15 protein-coding genes are annotated in these 17,008 nt (G+C 69.2%); 7 read left to right on the top strand and 8 right to left on the bottom strand.

Annotation, left to right across the window (positions count from 1 at the left end; translation table 11 throughout):
• Window positions 1-297 precede the first annotated feature (297 nt).
• From ACK5NO_RS04970 to rsgA, 3 genes are read left to right on the top strand one after another with little or no spacing between them, the layout of a single operon-like run.
• Window positions 298-783: a hypothetical protein gene (locus ACK5NO_RS04970; RefSeq protein WP_416811568.1), complete on the top strand. Its 486-nt coding sequence runs from the start codon at window positions 298-300 to the stop codon at window positions 781-783.
• The gene (gene aroA, locus ACK5NO_RS04965) at window positions 780-2,117 is read left to right on the top strand and encodes a 3-phosphoshikimate 1-carboxyvinyltransferase (protein ID WP_416811567.1); all 1,338 of its coding nucleotides are present in this window, start codon (window positions 780-782) and stop codon (window positions 2,115-2,117) included. The genes ACK5NO_RS04970 and aroA overlap by 4 nt, the downstream gene beginning before the upstream one ends.
• Window positions 2,118-3,134, top strand: coding sequence for a ribosome small subunit-dependent GTPase A (rsgA, locus tag ACK5NO_RS04960; RefSeq protein WP_416811566.1), 1,017 nt, complete (start codon window positions 2,118-2,120; stop codon window positions 3,132-3,134).
• A gap of 22 nt (window positions 3,135-3,156) precedes the next feature.
• Here rsgA and ACK5NO_RS04955 read toward each other — a convergent pair whose 3' ends face one another.
• Window positions 3,157-6,867 (bottom strand): carbohydrate-binding protein, encoded by a 3,711-nt coding sequence (locus ACK5NO_RS04955; RefSeq protein WP_416811565.1) that lies wholly within the window; start codon window positions 6,865-6,867, stop codon window positions 3,157-3,159.
• Between the two features lie 265 nt (window positions 6,868-7,132).
• On the opposite strand from ACK5NO_RS04955, the gene hisN reads away from it, so the two are divergent.
• Window positions 7,133-7,927 (top strand): histidinol-phosphatase, encoded by a 795-nt coding sequence (gene hisN, locus ACK5NO_RS04950; protein WP_416811564.1) that lies wholly within the window; start codon window positions 7,133-7,135, stop codon window positions 7,925-7,927.
• Here hisN and ACK5NO_RS04945 read toward each other — a convergent pair.
• The 3 genes from ACK5NO_RS04945 to ACK5NO_RS04935 are packed head-to-tail and all read right to left on the bottom strand — an operon-like array spanning window position 7,924 to window position 10,242.
• On the bottom strand, window positions 7,924-8,361 hold the full coding sequence (locus ACK5NO_RS04945) for a DUF6912 family protein (RefSeq protein ID WP_416811563.1): 438 nt from the start codon (window positions 8,359-8,361) through the stop codon (window positions 7,924-7,926). The genes hisN and ACK5NO_RS04945 overlap by 4 nt on opposite strands.
• 4 nt (window positions 8,362-8,365) lie before the next feature.
• Complete coding sequence (locus tag ACK5NO_RS04940) at window positions 8,366-9,622, bottom strand: AAA family ATPase (RefSeq protein WP_416811562.1); 1,257 nt, start codon at window positions 9,620-9,622, stop codon at window positions 8,366-8,368.
• Window positions 9,622-10,242, bottom strand: coding sequence for a hypothetical protein (locus ACK5NO_RS04935; RefSeq protein WP_416811561.1), 621 nt, complete (start codon window positions 10,240-10,242; stop codon window positions 9,622-9,624). The genes ACK5NO_RS04940 and ACK5NO_RS04935 overlap by 1 nt, the downstream gene beginning before the upstream one ends.
• A 113-nt stretch (window positions 10,243-10,355) precedes the next feature.
• On the opposite strand from ACK5NO_RS04935, the gene ACK5NO_RS04930 reads away from it, so the two are divergent.
• The gene (locus tag ACK5NO_RS04930) at window positions 10,356-10,574 is read left to right on the top strand and encodes a helix-turn-helix domain-containing protein (protein WP_416811560.1); all 219 of its coding nucleotides are present in this window, start codon (window positions 10,356-10,358) and stop codon (window positions 10,572-10,574) included.
• Here the strand turns inward: ACK5NO_RS04930 and ACK5NO_RS04925 are convergent.
• Window positions 10,571-11,080 (bottom strand): hypothetical protein, encoded by a 510-nt coding sequence (locus ACK5NO_RS04925; protein ID WP_416811559.1) that lies wholly within the window; start codon window positions 11,078-11,080, stop codon window positions 10,571-10,573. The genes ACK5NO_RS04930 and ACK5NO_RS04925 overlap by 4 nt on opposite strands.
• Before the next feature lie 140 nt (window positions 11,081-11,220).
• On the opposite strand from ACK5NO_RS04925, the gene ACK5NO_RS04920 reads away from it, so the two are divergent.
• Together ACK5NO_RS04920 and ACK5NO_RS04915 are read left to right on the top strand one after the other, a co-directional pair.
• Window positions 11,221-11,979, top strand: a complete 759-nt coding sequence (locus tag ACK5NO_RS04920; RefSeq protein WP_416811558.1) for a LysM peptidoglycan-binding domain-containing protein — start codon at window positions 11,221-11,223, stop codon at window positions 11,977-11,979.
• Entirely contained in the window at window positions 11,976-12,374 is a 399-nt protein-coding gene (locus ACK5NO_RS04915; RefSeq protein WP_416811557.1) for an Rv3235 family protein, read from the top strand. The genes ACK5NO_RS04920 and ACK5NO_RS04915 overlap by 4 nt, the downstream gene beginning before the upstream one ends.
• On the opposite strand, the gene secA is transcribed toward ACK5NO_RS04915, so the two are convergent.
• From secA to hpf, 3 genes are all read right to left on the bottom strand, one after another.
• Window positions 12,371-15,199, bottom strand: a complete 2,829-nt coding sequence (gene secA, locus ACK5NO_RS04910) for a preprotein translocase subunit SecA (RefSeq protein WP_416811556.1) — start codon at window positions 15,197-15,199, stop codon at window positions 12,371-12,373. The two genes, ACK5NO_RS04915 and secA, sit on opposite strands and share 4 nt — an antisense overlap.
• Window positions 15,200-16,126, bottom strand: a complete 927-nt coding sequence (locus tag ACK5NO_RS04905) for a DMT family transporter (protein ID WP_416811555.1) — start codon at window positions 16,124-16,126, stop codon at window positions 15,200-15,202.
• A 78-nt stretch (window positions 16,127-16,204) separates the two neighbouring features.
• The gene (gene hpf, locus ACK5NO_RS04900) at window positions 16,205-16,897 is read right to left on the bottom strand and encodes a ribosome hibernation-promoting factor, HPF/YfiA family (protein ID WP_416811554.1); all 693 of its coding nucleotides are present in this window, start codon (window positions 16,895-16,897) and stop codon (window positions 16,205-16,207) included.
• Between the last annotated feature and the right edge of the window lie 111 nt (window positions 16,898-17,008).

Below are 17,008 nucleotides of genomic sequence, written 5' to 3'. Positions count from 1 at the left end.
TCGCGTAGGTCTCTTGGACCAAGTCCTCCGCATCGGGACGGTGACGCGTCATGCGCAGGGCCGCTGCGAACAACTGGTCCATGTAGGACAAGGCTTCGGTCTCGAAGTCCAGCTGCACATCGGTCATGACGATCGAGCCTACTCCAGGCCCAAGTGCCGACGGCGCGGCGTCTCGCCTCGCCTCTTGGGGCTCCATGGTCGCGGTTGCGGTCATGGTCGTCTCAACGCGACGGGCACGTCGATCCATTCCCGGGTGCGCCCTCCCCTTGTTCGGGCTTGCTTGGTAGCGTAGGTCGCATGTTGCGCCACCTTGCTAGGCCCCTGCTCGCCACGTGGTTTGTCTATGGCGGAGTTCAGTCCGTGTTGGAACCCGAGCGGCGTGCGGAGCGCTCTGCTCCCGTCGTCGAGCCCCTGCTCAAGGAAGCGGGCCTCGACGACGTGAAGACCACCGACCTGGTCAAGGTTCACGGGGTGGCGACGGTCGCTGCTGCCACGGTGCTCGCACTGTCGCGCACGCCCCGTACCGCCGGGCTTGCACTCGCGGGCCTCACGCTCGCCACCGTCGCCGCTGGGCGCCCGTTCTGGCTCGAGACCGATGAGCAGCGCAAGGAGGAGCAGATGGAACTGTTCCTCAAGAACGTCTCGCTGCTGGGAGGCACCTTGCTGGCCGCCACCGCCGGCCACTCGCCGCGCAAGAAGGAGCGCGCGAAGGCCAAGAAGGCTAAGGCTCAGTCAAAGAAGGAAGCGCAGTCGGCCAAGGCCGCCGCCGCGAAAAAGAAGTGAGCCTCGCCCCCACGCACCCGATCGGCACCGGTCCAGGAGAGGTCTGGGCGGCCCCCGTCGCCACCGCACCGCTCGACGCGACCGTTGACGTCCCCGGTTCGAAGTCGCTGACCAACCGCTTCTTGGTGCTCGCCGCCCTCGCCAACGCCCCCGTCAGGGTCGCTGGCGGTCTGCGCTCGCGCGACAGCGCACTCATGATCGCCGCGCTGCGCGCGCTCGGCCAGCACGTGGACGATGCGGGTGCCACCTGGCGCGTCACGCCCGGCCCCGTCCAGGGCGGCGCCCATATTGATTGCGGCTTGGCCGGCACGGTGATGCGGTTTGTGCCGCCCCTCGTGCTCCTCGCCGACGGGCCCGTCTCGTTCGACGGCGACGAGGGTGCACGCGTGCGTCCGATGGCGCCGCTACTGGATGCGCTGCGCGCGCTGGGGGCGACGGTTGAGGACGAGGGCAGGGGGACCTTGCCCTTCACCGTGACGCCGCCGACGTCGATCCCTGCAGAGGTTGCGGTGGATTCGAGCTCGAGCTCGCAGTTTGTGACGGGTCTGCTGCTCGTGGCCCCTCGCTTGCCGCAGGGCCTGACGGTGCGCCACACGGGTGAGACCCTGCCGAGCCTGCCGCACATTGACATGACGTGCGAGACGCTGCGCCAGGCGGGCGTGCGCGTGGATCAGCCCGACGAGCGCACGTGGATCGTGCACCCGGGGCCGATCGCGCTCGGTGACGTGCGCGTCGAGCCCGACCTGTCCAACGCCGGTCCGTTCATCGCCGCGCCGCTCATCACGGGCGGCACCGTGCGCATCCCTGGCTGGCCCACCCACACCACCCAGCCGGGCGCGCTGTATCCCCAGATCCTTGAGCGAATGGGCGCTACCTGCGAGCTCGTCGACGGCGTGCTGAGCGTGAGCGCTCCGGGCCTCGCGCACGGCGGCATCACTGGCATCGACGCGGACCTGTCCCCCGCTGGCGAGATCACTCCCACCATTGCCGCACTGTGTGCCGTCGCAGACTCGCCGAGCGTGATCTCCGGCATCGGCCACCTGCGCGGGCACGAGACCGACCGGCTCGCCGCGATCGCTCGCGAGGTCGAGCGGGTGGGCGGACGCTGCCTTGCCGGCGACGACTCGCTCAAGTTCGACGGGATGCCCCCCGCGGGCCTCACCCCTGCGGTCATGGAGTCGTATCACGACCACCGCATGGCCACCTTCGCTGCGATCATCGGCCTCGCGGTGCCTGGAGTAGAGGTGCTGAATGTGGGCACCACCTCCAAGACCATGCCCGACTTCCCCACCATGTGGGCGGACATGCTCGGCGCGCGCGCCGCGGACGGCTGAATGGCCCGCAGGGAGTACGACGAGTCGGACGCACGGATCCGGCCCAACCGGCGCGGTTCGCGCCCGCGCACCAAGATCCGGCCCAGTCACGACGACGCCGCGGCAGGCACCATCACGGCCGTGGATCGCGGGCGCTTCACGCTCGATGTGGCCGGCACTCAGGTCATGGCGGTCAAGGCCCGCGAGCTCGGTAGGCGCGGACTCGTCATCGGCGACAAGGTCGCGGTGGTGGGCGACACCTCTGGCCGCCCCGACACCCTGGCTCGGGTGGTCAGGCGCGAGGAGCGCACCAACGCGCTGCGTCGCACTGCTGACGACACCGATGCGACCGAGCGGGTCATCGTCGCCAACGTCGACCAGCTCGCGATCGTCACCGCGCTCGCCGACCCCGAGCCCAACCCCCGCATGATCGACCGCTGCCTGGTCGCAGCCTTCGATGCCGGCATGACGGCACTGCTGGTGCTCACCAAGGCCGACCTCGCGAGCGCGGATCAGCTCCGTGCTGCGTACGAGCCACTGGGCGTCACCGTGATCGAGACGTCAGTCAAGCGCGACGGTGGCGCGCAGGCCGACCCTGGGTTCGTGCGCCTGCGAGAGGAACTCGCGGGCCTGTCGACGGTACTCGTGGGCTACTCGGGAGTGGGCAAGTCGACGCTCGTGAACGCCCTGGTGCCCGATGCGGGCCGCGCCGTGGGCGTCGTCAACGACGTGACCGGTCGCGGCCGACACACCTCGACCTCCGCGATCCGCTATCCCCTGCCCGAGGGCGGGTGGATCGTCGACACCCCCGGCGTGCGCTCCTTTGGTCTCGCGCACGTGGACCCCGCGCACTTCATCCTCGCGTTCCCCGACGTGGCCGATGCCGCCGCGGACCTGTGCCCGCGTGGCTGCACCCACGAGTCGGCCCAGTCGGGCTGCGAACTCGACGCTTGGGCCGCAGACGTGCCGGACCGCCACGCGCGCGTGGACTCGATCCGGCGCCTGCTCGCCTCCCGTGCGGCGGGCGAGACCTACTAAGGACCCACCCGCCGCATCGGCCCTACGAGGAAACCTCGCAGGGGGCGACGGCAGCCCAGGCCGACCACGCGCTGTCGCCCGGCACCTGGCCGCGCGTCCACCACAGCGCCCGGTAGTTCACGCCGTCGCGCGAGACCAGTTCGCCACCAAGGTAGGTCGTGGAGGTGTCCCAGGCAGCGGCACACACCACCACCGCCGGGGCACCCGGTGCCTCACCCACAACCTTCCACGGACCCCAGGGCGACAGCCCCGGCTCCTGCCCGCGAGTCCACCAACGCGCCTCGTAGACCACTCCGTCGTGCTGGACCTGGTCACCCGCCACATACACCGCGCTCGCATACCAGGGCGCGGGCCCCACGGGGGCGGGCTCGACCTCCGGCAGCGGCGAGACTTCTGTGGGCGAGGGGTTCGCCATGAGCCGCGCACCCGCATCGGCAGGGGCAAGCCCCGTGAGCTCGTACAGGCCCTGCATGTCGACCGAGCCGTCGGCGGCGATGCGGGGCGCTAGCGCGTCAGAGTCCGTCGAGACGAACCAGTCCGCACTGACCCCCGCGCCGTCGAAGTGGTTGGTGGCGGACGTGAGCAGCGAGGTGTCGGCCTGCTTGAGCGCGAGCACGTCGGCGCCGGGGTTGGCCCACGAGATCACCCCGGTCGCCTCGTAGGCCGTCGTGCTCGCGTTGGTCTCGAGCCGAATGCCGCGCTCATTGTCGACTGAGGTGACGGACTCGAGCCGCACGTCGGGTCCCGAGTTGGAGGTCACACCGGTCGCGAGGTTGCCGTACGACACCGAGTTGCGCAGCAGGTGGTCGCCAGGGATCGACTCGCCGCCGAGCTTGAAACCGTTGCCCTCGCCCGTGCGGGTCGGATCCTCCGAGAGCCAGCCGTTGAAGTAAGCCACGGAGTCCTCGACCACCACGGTGCCGATGGGCCCCGTGGTCGACTTGGCGTACAGGTCCCAGCCATCGTCGATGTTGTGGTGGGCGATCGAGTACCGGAACACGTTGCCCTCCCCCACGGTCAGCTTCGCGGCAAAACCGTCCGCGTCGTTACCGCCAGGGTCGGCGTTGTGGTGCGCCTTGGAGGACACCACCAGGTTGTGCGAGGGCCACATCGAGGGTGGCTCGGCTGAGGCCCCCGAGATCTGGATGCCCGTGTCCTGGTTGTGGTGCGACTCGACCCGCTCGACCACGTTGTGGTGGCCCTGGATCAGCATGGGCTTGGCCGTCGGCAAGGAGCCCGTGATCTCGAGGTCGTACACGTGCCACCAGTCACCCCGCAGGTGCAGGCCGCCGCCCACGGAGGCCGTCAGGTCCAGCACCGCACGCGATCCGGGCTCGGACATGAGGGTGATGGGCGACTCGGCCGTCCCGTCGCGACCACGGTCGACCACCACCGCGCGCTCGAGTGCGTAGGTGCCGCCCTCGAGGATGATCTGCTGGCCCGGCTGGGCGAAGCCCACGGCGGTGTGCACGTCGAGCGGGTGAGCCTTGGTGCCGTCGCCGTCGGGGCTGCCGTCCGGCGCGACCCACAGCGACTGGCCCGGCTCTCCGTAGGCGTTCACGGTGACGGTGACGGCCACGTCGACGGGATCCATCGACTCGAGTTCCTCGAACTCACCGAGCTGAGGCTGGTCGGCCGCGGGCGTGGCCCTGGCCGTGAAGGTGTTGTCTCCCTCGTCGAGGGCGACGGTGCCCTCGACCGACTCGCCGGGGACGAGGGTGAGCCCGTCCACGAGCACGGTGCCGTCGGCATCGAGAATCTGGCCGGTGCCGTAGAAGTCGGCGACCAGCGGGATGGCGATCTCGCGGTGCGGGGTCGTCTCCGTGACGTCGACCTTGAGCGAGGTCGGGACGTACTCGGTGGGCGGGTCCTGAGCGGGCTCGTCGTCATCCGGGTGGAGGGTCGTGAACTCCCAGTCGGTCACCGTGACGGCGATCTTGCGCGCCGTCGCGAGCCCCACATAGAACGCGTCGGGGTTCTGCGCGAGCAGCATGTCGGGGTCGTATTCGATGACCTCGATGTCGTCGGCAGGGTCGCCCGAGCGGTGCCAGATCGCGTGGAAACCGGTGTTCGAGCGGCGCAGCGTGAACTCGTACACGTCTCCCGTGTCGAACTTGGGTCCGGTAGTGACCTCCGGCCGGTACCCGGGGTCGAACTCCTCCGAGCCGCTCTGGTCGCGCAGGCCCTCGGTGGTGTTGGTGGCTCCGGTGTAACCGGTCACGAATCGCGCACCGGGGGTGCCGTTGACCACGGCGGGCGTGCCCTCGCCGTAGCGGGTGACGAGTGCCGCCGCGGAGTTGAAGTACCTGTCGGCGCCCGAGAACGGCGTCAGGTCGTCCACCGCGATGATGCCAAAGCCCGATTGGTTGTCCTTGGCGGCGGCGTTGTCGACCCGGAAGGTAGCCCTCAGCGTGAAGTTCTCCGTCTGGGGATCAATCTGCGTGTAGAAGTACTGGAAGCCGTCCTCCGACGAGGCGAACTTGGTCGAGCTCGCGAGCGCGTCGAAGGTGATGGTGCCGTCCTCGTTGACCGTGGCGGCCGTGGTCGCGGCGGCGTTCGAGCCCACCTCGGCAAGCTGCCACCGCTGCACCTCCCCCGCCACCTCGACGACGCTTGCCGGCCCCGTGGCGCTGTCCGTGCCGCGGTGCGCGATGACCCGCATCTCATACGCAGCCCCTGGGGTCAGTCCGGAGATCTCGGCAGAGGTACCCGCGATCCCGCTCGCGACGGCGGCAAACTCATCTGCGCCCTGACGAGCCTCCACGGTGTACGACTCGGCCTCGGCCACGGCGCCCCACTCGAGGGTCACCGTTGCGCTCCCTCCCGCCACCGCGGTGGTGAGCGAGCCGGAGATCTCGGGTACCGCGAGCGGCAGAGCGAACTCGGTGACGGCCGATGCTGGGGAGACCAGCGCATCGGCCTCACCCGAGCGGGTGAGCGAGACCTCGACGGTGTACGCACCGGAGGCAGGGGGCGACAGCGTGATCACTCCGCTGGCACCGTCCACGGCGGTGAAGGCGCGATCCACCTGGATGCCATCAGCGTCACGCAGGACGGCGTGGGCGATGTCGCCGCCGTCGGGACCCAGCAGCCCGGTGTAGGTCACCAGCAAGCGCGTGGGATCAGCGGGGTCCGTCGTGACGGAGTCGACCGTGGGGGCCGCGACGCTGTCCCACGCCGCGCGGGCCCCGGCCAGCTCCGGGCCGAGCTCGACGTAGTAGACGTTCACTCCCGAGCTGGGCGAGGCGATCCAGTAGGTGCCAGCGCTGGGCACGTCGAAGACCTCCGTCGCGACGGGCAGCGACGAGTCATCGGCGACCGCCTCGACCCTGGCGAGCTCGGTCCACGACTCGTCGTACAGGGCCAGCGCCCGGTCCGCAGTGCCCGAGCCCGAGCGTGCGTGCACGAGCACCTGCGTGGGCCCGTCGGCCGTAAACGACAGCGACCGGTTGGCCGCCGCCCCCGAGCCGTTGAGCTTGAGGCGCTGGGTGTATTCGTCACCGCGGTCGGAGGTACGGTCCGAGCCGTCGACGTTCACGGCCTTCCCCGACGCGGCATGCACGGTGAAGTCTCCAACGCTCAGATTGGCGGAGTACGCCCCTGGTGCGACGTCACTCGCGTTGAAGGCCCCGGCTGCCCCGGCCGCGCCCGCTGGCACGGCGACGACCGCGACGAGGGCCGCGGTCGTGAAGGCGACGAGGGACGTGCGAATGCTGCTGGCTGTCAGTCTCATGAATCTCCCCATTGAGAATCGAAAACTCGGTGCTCCCCGTTGAGCAGCGACCAGAAACCGGTTTCTTGCCCGGCGCTGTCTACGGTAAGCGCATTCCGAACTTTGTGTCAAGGATCCCTTTGGTCCGGTGCGAGGCGAATTGCCTGGTCACAGCGTCCTTGCTCGATGTGTGCGGAGCCCGTGCGCTCACCACTGATGGCGAGCCGATCGCCAGTGAGGACGGCACCGCGCCCGGCCCGCGCATCGGCCCGATAGCCTGTGAGCCATGCAGCCCACCGGACCGTACGCCGAGGATCTCGCGCTCGCCATGCGCATTGCCGACGAGGCGGACCGCCTCACGCTGAGCAACTTCCGCTCGGACTCGCTCACCGTTGAACTCAAGCCCGATGACACCCCTGTCACGGCCGTCGACCGCGAGACCGAGTTGCTGATCAGGCGCTTGCTCGACGAGCACCGCCCCGCCGATGCGTTCCATGGCGAGGAGTTCGCGGACAAGTCAGGCGGCACCCGCCAGTGGGTGGTCGACCCGATCGACGGCACCAAGAACTACATTCGCGGCGTGCCCGTGTGGGCCACGCTCATCGCGCTGCTCGACGACGGCGTGCCTGTCGTGGGAGTCGTCAGCGCCCCCGCGCTGGGCTCGCGCTGGTTCGCCGCTCGCGGCGACGGCGCCTTCAAGGGCGCCAGCCTGGCCGATGCGCTGGCGATCTCGGTCTCGGACGTCACCCAGGCGAGCGAGGCGAGCGTGTCGTACTCGTCGCTGTCGGGCTGGGAGGAGCGCGGATTGCTCGACGCGTTCCTGGACCTCAGCCGCTCCGTGTGGCGCACCAGGGCATACGGAGATTTCTGGAGCTACATGCTGGTCGCCGAGGGAGTGGTGGACGTGGCCTGCGAGCCTGAGCTCGAGTTGTACGACATGGCCGCCCTGGTACCTATTGTCGAAGAGGCGGGCGGAACCTTCACCTCGCTCGCGGGCGAGCCGGGCCCCTTCGGCGGCGACGCGCTAGCGACGAACACCGCCCTGCACGCGGCCTTGCTTGAGGCGCTGCGCGCGCACTAGAACTGCAGCGCAGCGATCTCCGAGGCGTCGAACCACAGCAGATCGCCGTCTTCGAGACGGTCGAGCGCGTCCTCGTCCCCCGCGGCGGCCGCGACCGCGTCGTCGCCGCCGTCCCGCTCGTCCACGAACGCGCACGCGACGGACCGGGCGTCCACGCGTCCGACGAGGGTGACTGCGGCCGGATGCCCGCCGGGATCGGCCGTCACATCCTGGCGCGGGTAGTCCACGACCACCACGGCCCGGCGAGAGGACCCGAGCTCGAGCACGGCGTCAGCGGCGGCGACGTCTCGCACCTGCTCGGCGAGCTCCTCCTCATCGTCGATCGACGAGATCTCGAGGAGCCGGGGGGTCACCGCGTATCCGCTGGTGGGCTCCCACAGTCCGGATACCGTCGCAGGAAGATCGGCCAAGGTCACGGGCACGTAGACGCGCATGGGTTCAGTGTCCCACCGGCAGGGCGCGCTCGGTCGTAGGACTCACCTGGCCCACCGCAGTCCCCGCAAGGACGGCCGAGGCGAGCTGCCCGTAGGCGCGCCTCGCGGGTGAGCGCGGCGCGCACTCGGTCATCAGGCGGCCTTGCAAGGCCGCCGCATCAAGCGCGGCGGGATCCCACGGGATGGGGTGGATGCGCTCGACCCCGGCGAACCGGGTGAGGATGTCGGCCACGGTTTCTTCTGGGCGTCGGCCAGCGACACTCGCGCGCACTTTGGTGACCACCACCACCGGCGCGGACGTGACGTGCTCCCGCAGGCCCTCGAGGCCATGGATCAGGCGCTGGATGCCGAGCGGCTCGCTACTGCCCACCGCCACGACAGTGTCGGCGCGCCCCAGCGCGGTCAGGGTCGCACCATTGCGCCGTGGCGAGCGAGTGTCGAATTGCCACTGCTCGTCTGTCTCGAGACAGAAGCCACAATCGACGACGACCACTTGCGCACACTGGCGGGCCGCCTCCAGCACGGCTTCGAGGGCAGCACTGGTGAGTTCCGGCCACCGTGCGGCCCTGGTGATTCCCGTCAACACCGCGAGGCGATCCGTGATGGGCACCGCGTAGCGCGAGATCGTGGCGGCATCGACACGCCCGTGCTGGGCCTCACGCACCGCTCCCGCGAGCCCAGGCACCTCGTCCGCCAAACCGATGGCCTGTGCGACGGCACCGCCGTAGGTGTCTGCGTCGATGACAAGGGTCGATCGGCCTTGCTGCGCGCACTCCGCCGCCACGTGGAGTGCGGTGGTCGTGCGTCCGGGAGCACCCGCCGGCCCCCACACCGCAATGATCGTTCCCGGCGCACCCTGAGCGGGCCGGGGGGCGAGCGGCGGCGGATCCGACAACACTCGGGCGCGGCCTGGATTCGCCACCTGCGAGCCGACGAGGTCCACTACCTCGTCGGCGTGCGTGCCGGGAGCGGCGAGCATTCGCAGCCCAAGTGAACGCAGGCGATCGTGCTCGCCTTCGCTGACCGGCACCCCCACGACGACACAGTCGGCGGCCTCAAGTGCCGCGACGTCCGAACGCGTCACGTCTGCGTGATCGCCCAGCACCACCACGGCACCTACACCCGCCTGCGCGGCGCCCAGTGCCTCCGCGAGGTCAGCGCAGCGTCGCACGACGCTCAGCCGTGGGTGCGCGTCGATCGCAGTGGCCAGGGCCCCGTCGTCCCGCCCGCCGAGTGCGAGGATCACTCCGGTGCTCGCCATCAGCTGCCTGACCGTCCCACGATCGTGACGTCCCCGTCCCACGACAAGGCATCGAGCACGGTGGCCACCGAGTCAGACGGCACCGCGAGGTAGACCGTTTCACCGCCCGCCACTGCAAAGGCGCGCTCGGCCCGATCCACGTCCGCGACGGCGAGGTCCTCGACGACGAAGGTCTGTGGCGCGCCCGTGTCGTCCGTCGCGGTGACCCACAGGTCCACCGCCGACCCGGCCCCCAGGTCGGGCGCCACGGGCGAGGTGGCCACCACTCCCAGCACACGCCCATCGTGACTATCGGCGTCGGTGAGCGCCGCCACAGGCACCAGCTCGCCCTGCCCCACCACGCGCGTGACCACGCTGCCCCACGGCGGCTCTTGCTGCGCACCGAGGTAGGCGCCGTGCGGCACCCGCACATGGGATACCTCGAGGTCGCCTTCGCTCAGCACCGCACCGGGCACGAGCGTGCCGGCGGCCACGTAATAGGGCTCGGTGTGGTCAGCGGCGTCGAGCGCGAATGCCACTCCCACGATCGCAATCACCATCAGCAGCACACCCACGAGCAGGCGCGGGTCCGTCCAACTGGGCCGGCGCAAGCGGCCGGCCACCGTGCCGTCGTCAACCATGGTCCCCCCTAAGGATCACGTCGTCCGCGCCCTATCCTGCCTAGTCAGGACGCTCCTGCCAAGCCCCTGTGGATTTCGACGGGCAGCGGGCACGACCGTGCCACAATGTCGCCATGAGCCCACGCTTCCTCACCCTCGAGGATGTCCAGGAGGTCCTGAACATCTCGTCGCAGCAGGCGTACGCCTTGGTGCGCGGCGGCGACCTGCCCGCGATCCAGGTGGGTGGGCGCGGAGTGTGGCGAGTCGAGGCGGACGAACTGGAGAAGTACATCGCTCGCCTGTACGAGGAGTCGCGACAGCGGGCCTCCCAGACCCGCAGCGCTCAGGCTTAGGCGGACACCACCTCGCGGATCGATGCTGTCGGGACGCTCCAGCGCCGCGACGGCACATCTGTCACCACGTCGATGTGATCGGCGCCCACGCTCGCGATCAAGCCCACCACCACCGTTCCGGCGTGCACGGCCACGCGTTGACGGGCACGGCTAAGCGCACGCAGCGTCCCCGCCATTCCCAGTCGGGACTCGACGGCTGTCAGCGTCGCGGCCTGGGCGGCAAGCCCATCGATCGCGGCCACGGCTGACAGCGCGACGAGTCGCTGCCGGGGACCGTCTGCCAGCAGCACCCAGTCCTGCCCCGTGTCGTGCACGACCCCGCTCGAGTGCGTGCCGTCCGCCAAGGCGACGGTGACGGCGGCGCCACGCGAGCCGGCCAGGCGGGCGGCGAGCGAGATGCCAGCGCGTTCGCCTCGGGTGCGCTCGGCCACCTCAAGGTGGAGCGATTCGCGCGCCAGCGACTCCGCCTGAGCCTCGAGGTCCTCGAACAGCGCGTCCCATCGCATGCGCACACGCTAGCGGTTTGTCCACAACCGTGCCTTTGCCATGGACGAACATTGCGCCTCCATGTATATCTAGTGTCATCAAAATGCATCAAACAGCATCAAGGGGGATTAGCGTGGAAGCATCTCGGGAGGTAGGCACCGTGACCCGCATCGCAGCGATCGGGGCAGTGCTCGCGGCACCGCTCTTGGCTGTGGTTCTCGGCGCCACTGCATGGACGCACGCCAGGGCGATCACGGCGACCTCAACCCTCACGGACCTCCTCATCGTCGGCGGCTGCGCCACGGGTGCCCTGGTGACGACCACGCTGACCTTGAGCGCCCTGGCCACCGCACTGGCCCCCCGCCGCGCTCAGCGCAGTACGGCTGATGCGCATCGGCCTCTCGGCCCATGGCGCCGCGTCGTCGTGGCCGCTCTGACTGGCTCAGTGGCCACCGCGGTGGCTCTGCCCGCTGCGGCCACACCGGGGGCCGGATGGGTCGATCCCGCCGCGCCATCATCCGTCACCGTCGTGACGGACGCGGGGTGGGTACCACCAGTGGCCGAGCCCACACCAAGCCCCACGCCCGCACCTTTCGTGGCCCCGGAACCAGCGACAGTAGCCGCCACCACGACGCCCACACCCCTTCCCACGACACCCACACCCACTCCCACTCCCACTCCCACTCCCACGGCACCACCGCAGGCGCATGCGCAGCCCGAAGCCGCGCCGGACTCCCACGTGGTGCGCCCCGGCGACTCGCTGTGGTCGATCACCGAGATCGCTCTCGGCGGGAATGCCGCGCACGTCGCGCAGGCATGGCCCGAGCTCTACGACGCCAACCGCGAGGTGATTGGCGACAACCCAGACCTGATCCGGCCCGGCCAGGACCTCGACTTGCCTGCGGGGTGGGCCCGATGAGCGCAAGCCCGATTGTCGCCGCCGGGCTCGGCCCCGTCGCAGCACCGCCGCGGCGCGCGCTCAAGCGCGCCCTGGGAGACCCCACTCCCCTGGCCTGCACCGTGGCGAAGGCCGCGGTCGAAGCAACTCTCGGGGGTCCCGCGCTCGACACCTACGTGCGCTGGCTCGACCCCGAGGTGTTCGCGGACATCGCACGCCAGCGTTCGCTCGCGATCCGCGCCGGCAGCCGTCTCAAGCACCCCGTCGGGGTCAGGCGAGCCCGCGCGTGCCGAGTGGCACGCGACGCGGCCGAGGTCTCGATCGTGGTCGAGTACGACGGCCGCTGCCGCGCGGTTGCCATGCGACTAGTCGAGGTGGCCGGTCGCTGGCAGGTAGCGGAACTCCTGGTGGGTTAGGCGTCCTCGTTCTTGCCGTGGCAGGCCTTGTACTTCTTGCCCGAACCACACGGGCACTGCGCGTTCTTCGCGGTGCCGGGGAACGTCACCCCGTCGCCCTCAGGCTTGGCGCCAGCGGCGGGACCGGTCTTCTTGACCGCCGCGGTGCCGTCCTCCGACGGACCCGAATACGTCAGCGCTCCCATCGACGACTGCATCATCGCGCCCGGCGTGGCAGAACCAAGGCTCACCGAGCGCCGCGGCGCACCGGCCTGGGTCGCCGTCGAGGTCGCGCCACCGGCCTGGACAGCGGCGGCGCCCCCAGCGGGCGCATCGGCCGTCTCGGGCTCCTTGACACGCTTCTCGACGCGGTACAGCACCTGAAGCGACTGCTCCTTGATGGAGTCCGTCATGGCCTCGAACAACTGGAAGCCCTCCCGCTGGTACTCGATCAGCGGGTCGCGCTGGCCCATCGCACGCAGACCAATGCCCTCCTTGAGGTAGTCCATCTCGTACAGGTGCTCGCGCCACTTGGCGTCCAGCACCTGCATGACCACCTGGCGCTCAACCGTGCGCGTGAGGTCCTCGCCCAGGCGGGCTTCGACGGCCTCGTACTGCAACTTCGCGTCCGCGATGAGCTCGCGGGTGAGGAAGGCCTGGTTGAGGTGCTCGGCGCCGCCAGCCTCGTCGACCAGTTCGTCCACGGTCAGCGACACGGGGTAAATGCTGCGCAGGTCCTTCATCAGCGCCTCCATGTCCCAGTCCTCGGGAGCGCCAACCATGGTCGCCGACTTCACGTAGGCGCCCACGACAATCTCGATGAAGCTCTGGATCTGGTCCCGGAAGTCCTCGCCGTCGAGCACGCGGCGGCGCTCGCCGTAAATCACGGTGCGCTGGGAGCTCATGACGTCGTCGTACTTGAGGATGTTCTTGCGGATCTCAGCGTTGCGCCCCTCAAGCTGCGCCTGAGCGGACCGCACTCCGCGGGTGAGCACCTTGGACTCGATGGGCATGTCGTCGGGCAGCGCACCAGAGTTCATCATGGTCGCGGCCAGGCCGGACTGGAACATGCGCATGAGGTCGTCCTCGAGCGACAGGTAGAAGCGGGATTCGCCCGGGTCTCCCTGACGGCCGGAGCGGCCACGAAGCTGGTTGTCGATACGGCGCGACTCGTGGCGCTCGGTGCCCAGCACGTACAGGCCGCCCGCAGCGAGGACCTCCTCGTGCTCGGTGGCGACGGCTGCCTTGGCGGCCTCGAGCACCTGGTCCCAGACCCGCTCGTACTCTTCTGCGTTTTCCTGGGGGTCGAGCCCGCGCTCGGACATTTCCTGCACGGCACGGAACTCGGGGTTACCACCGAGCATGATGTCGGTTCCTCGACCGGCCATGTTGGTCGCGACGGTGACGGCGCCCTTGCGGCCCGCCTCAGCCACGATCACCGCTTCCTTCTCGTGCTGCTTGGCGTTGAGCACCTCGTGCTTGATGCCGTGCTTGCGCAGTTCCTTGGACAGCTTTTCCGACTTCTCGACGGAGACCGTTCCCACGAGCACGGGCTGGCCGGCCTTGTTGCGCTCGAGGATGTCCTCGATGACGGCGGAGAACTTCGCGGCCTCGGACTTGTACAGCAGGTCCGCCTTGTCCTCGCGGATCATGGGCTTGTTCGTGGGGATCGGCACCACGCCCATGCCGTAGGTCGCGTTGAGCTCGGCAGCCTCGGTCTGTGCGGTACCGGTCATGCCCGCGAGCTTGGTGTACTGGCGGAAGTAGTTCTGGAGCGTAATCGAGGCGTAGGTCTGCGTCTCGGCCTTGATCGGCACGCCTTCCTTGGCCTCGATGGCCTGGTGCAGGCCCTCCGAGTAGCGACGTCCCTTGAGCAAGCGTCCCGTGTGCTCGTCGACAATGTCGACCTCGCCGCCCTGGACCACGTAGTCGCGGTCGCGGCGGAACAGTTCCTTCGCCTTCACGGCGTTGTTGAGGAAGCCGATCAGGGGTGTGTTGGCGGGGTCATAGAGGTTCTCGATGCCGAGCGCCGACTCGACCTTCTCGATGCCGGGCTCAAGCATGCCGACCGCACGCTTCTTCTCCTCGACCTCGTAGTCCTCGTCGACGGTCAGCGTCTTGGCGATGCGCGCGAACTCGATGTACCACTTGGCGAAGTCGGCGGACGAGGGACCGGAGATGATCAGCGGCGTACGCGCCTCATCGATGAGGATCGAGTCGACCTCATCGACAATCGCGTAGTGGTAGCCGCGGTGCACCAACTGCTTGGGGTCCATCGCCATGTTGTCGCGCAGGTGGTCAAAGCCGAACTCGTTGTTGGTGCCGTACGTGATGTCGCACAGGTACTGGGCACGACGGACCTCGGAGGGCTGGCCGGACAGGATGCACCCGGTCGTGAGTCCCAAGAAGCGGAACACACGGCCCATGAGCTCGGACTGGTAGCTCGCGAGGTAATCGTTGACCGTGACGACGTGGACGCCGTTGCCGGCGAGCGCGTTGAGGTAGGCGGGCAGGGTCGCCACCAGAGTCTTGCCCTCACCGGTCTTCATCTCCGCGATGTCGCCGTTGTGGAGCGCGGCGCCACCCATGATCTGGACGTCGAAGTGACGCAGACCCAGGGTGCGGCGGGAGGCTTCACGAACGGCAGCAAATGCCTCGGGCATGAGGGAGTCGAGCGACTCACCACCCTCGTGGCGCTCCTTGAACTCTGCCGTGAGTGCGCGCAACTCCTCGTCGGAGAGCTCCTGGTACACGCTCTCCATCGCGTTGGTGAGGGTGACGACCCGGTTGAGGCGGCGCAGCACGCGCCCTTCGCCCATACGGATGACGCGATCGAGAACAGACACCTATGACTCCTGACGACTTGGATCCGGATCCATCGTAGGCCGTTGTGAGACGCGCCCCTGCGCGTCTCGCTGTGGGCGCAACATCACAACGGCCGATGCGAGGGCCACCCCGCCCGCCATCGTCCACCATCCGAGCCGCTCGCCGAGGATGAGGGCGCTCAGCGCTGCCGCGACGAGTGGCTCGATAAGTGAGACCACCGTGGCCACAAATGCCGACACGGTCGCGAGGCCAGCAAGGTAGGCCACGTAGGCGAGCCCGGTCGAGAACACCCCCATCGCGAGCGCCAGCGTCCACCCCTCGAGCCCGCCAGGCGCCGCGAACCCGGTGAGCAGTGCCACCGGCAACACCATCAGACCACCCACGAAAAAGGTCAACGCCACCAGACGCACCGGGCCCATCCCGGGAACGGGACGTCTGTTGGCGACCGTGATGCCAGCGAAAGCCGCACCCGCTGCCAGGGCGACGACGATGCCGCCTGCTCGCGCATCGGCCGTGTGGAGGGACGTCGCGCTCACGGCGAGCAAACCCACGAGGGCCAGCGCGAGCGCCCCCAGCGCACGCGGCGGTGGCCGGCGGCGCTGGGTGGCGGCGTCCCAACACGCCACCCAAACGGGTGCCGAGCCGATCGTCACGAGCGTGGCGAGCCCCACTCCCGCGAGCGCGACTCCCGAGAAGTAGAGACACTCAAACGCGGCGGTCAGGGCAGCCGTCAGGAGCACCCGGCGCCATCCGGCACGCGAGGTGCCCCGCAACTCTCCGCGGATCGCGACCCACGCGGTCAGCACTACCCCGGCGATGAGCATGCGCCACAACGCCACCGAGGCAGGGGGCACCGCACCCCCGTCGGCGAGGAGCGCGCCCAGGACGCCGCCGGTGCCCCACAGAACCGCGGCGCTCACCACCAGCAAGAAGTCCCTCGTGCGCACGGCGTGAGCCTACTGCCGGGGCTGACAACGCAACAGAGGGGCACGGGTGCTTGCCCGTGCCCCTCTGAGTGATGTGGATTAGGAGGTTGCCTCCGCAAGTGCTGCGGGCACCTCTTCGATGCGGATCACGCCGTACGTCCACCCACGACGGCGGTACACGGCGGACGCGAGCGACGTCTCGGAGTCGATGAACAGGAAGAAGTCGTGGCCGACCAGTTCCATCTGGTCGATCGCTTCGGACACCGACATGGGCGACGCCTGGTGGGTCTTGGAACGAATGGTGATGGGGGTGCCGTCGACGGGGACCTCGACGGTCGACCCCTCGGGGGCGCCCTCCCACGACTCGACATTCTCGACGCGGTCGTCGTCCTCAGTCGAGGCGGCAGGGGCGAGCGAGCCTTCGGGGTTCACCGCGGCGGCGCCCGGAATCGGTGCGGCGACGACCTCGTGCAGCGGGGTCTTGCCCTTGTGACGGGTGGCGCGGCGCTCGTGCTGGCGGCGCAACTGCTCAAGAATGCGTGCACTCGCCCGCTCGAAGGCGACGTGACGGTCATCCGCGGCAGCCTCGGCGCGCACCACGCTGCGTCCGTGGACCGTGATCTCCACCCGCTCGCGGTCAGATGCCAGCCTCGGGTTGCGCTCGTGAATCACGTTGACCTCGGCGCGCGTGGCGCGGGGTGCCAGGGATTCGACCTTCGCCATCTTGGCGAGGATCTTGGTGCGCATGTCCTCAGAGACCTTGGTGTGGCGTCCGATGATCGCGATGTCCATGGTGGAACTCCTTCTTCAGCTGGGTCGGCCATGCGGCCTTGACTCGGGTGATCGGGCGCCTTCGTGCGCCTGCGGCATCACCTCCTACGAGCTTTGAAGGTGACGACAGTC

The organism is Demequina sp. (assembly GCF_047975725.1).
Classification (GTDB): Bacteria; Actinomycetota; Actinomycetes; order Actinomycetales; family Demequinaceae; genus Demequina.
The sequence above is the reverse complement of the archived record's forward strand: the minus strand, read 5'-3'. Positions and strand labels throughout refer to the sequence as shown.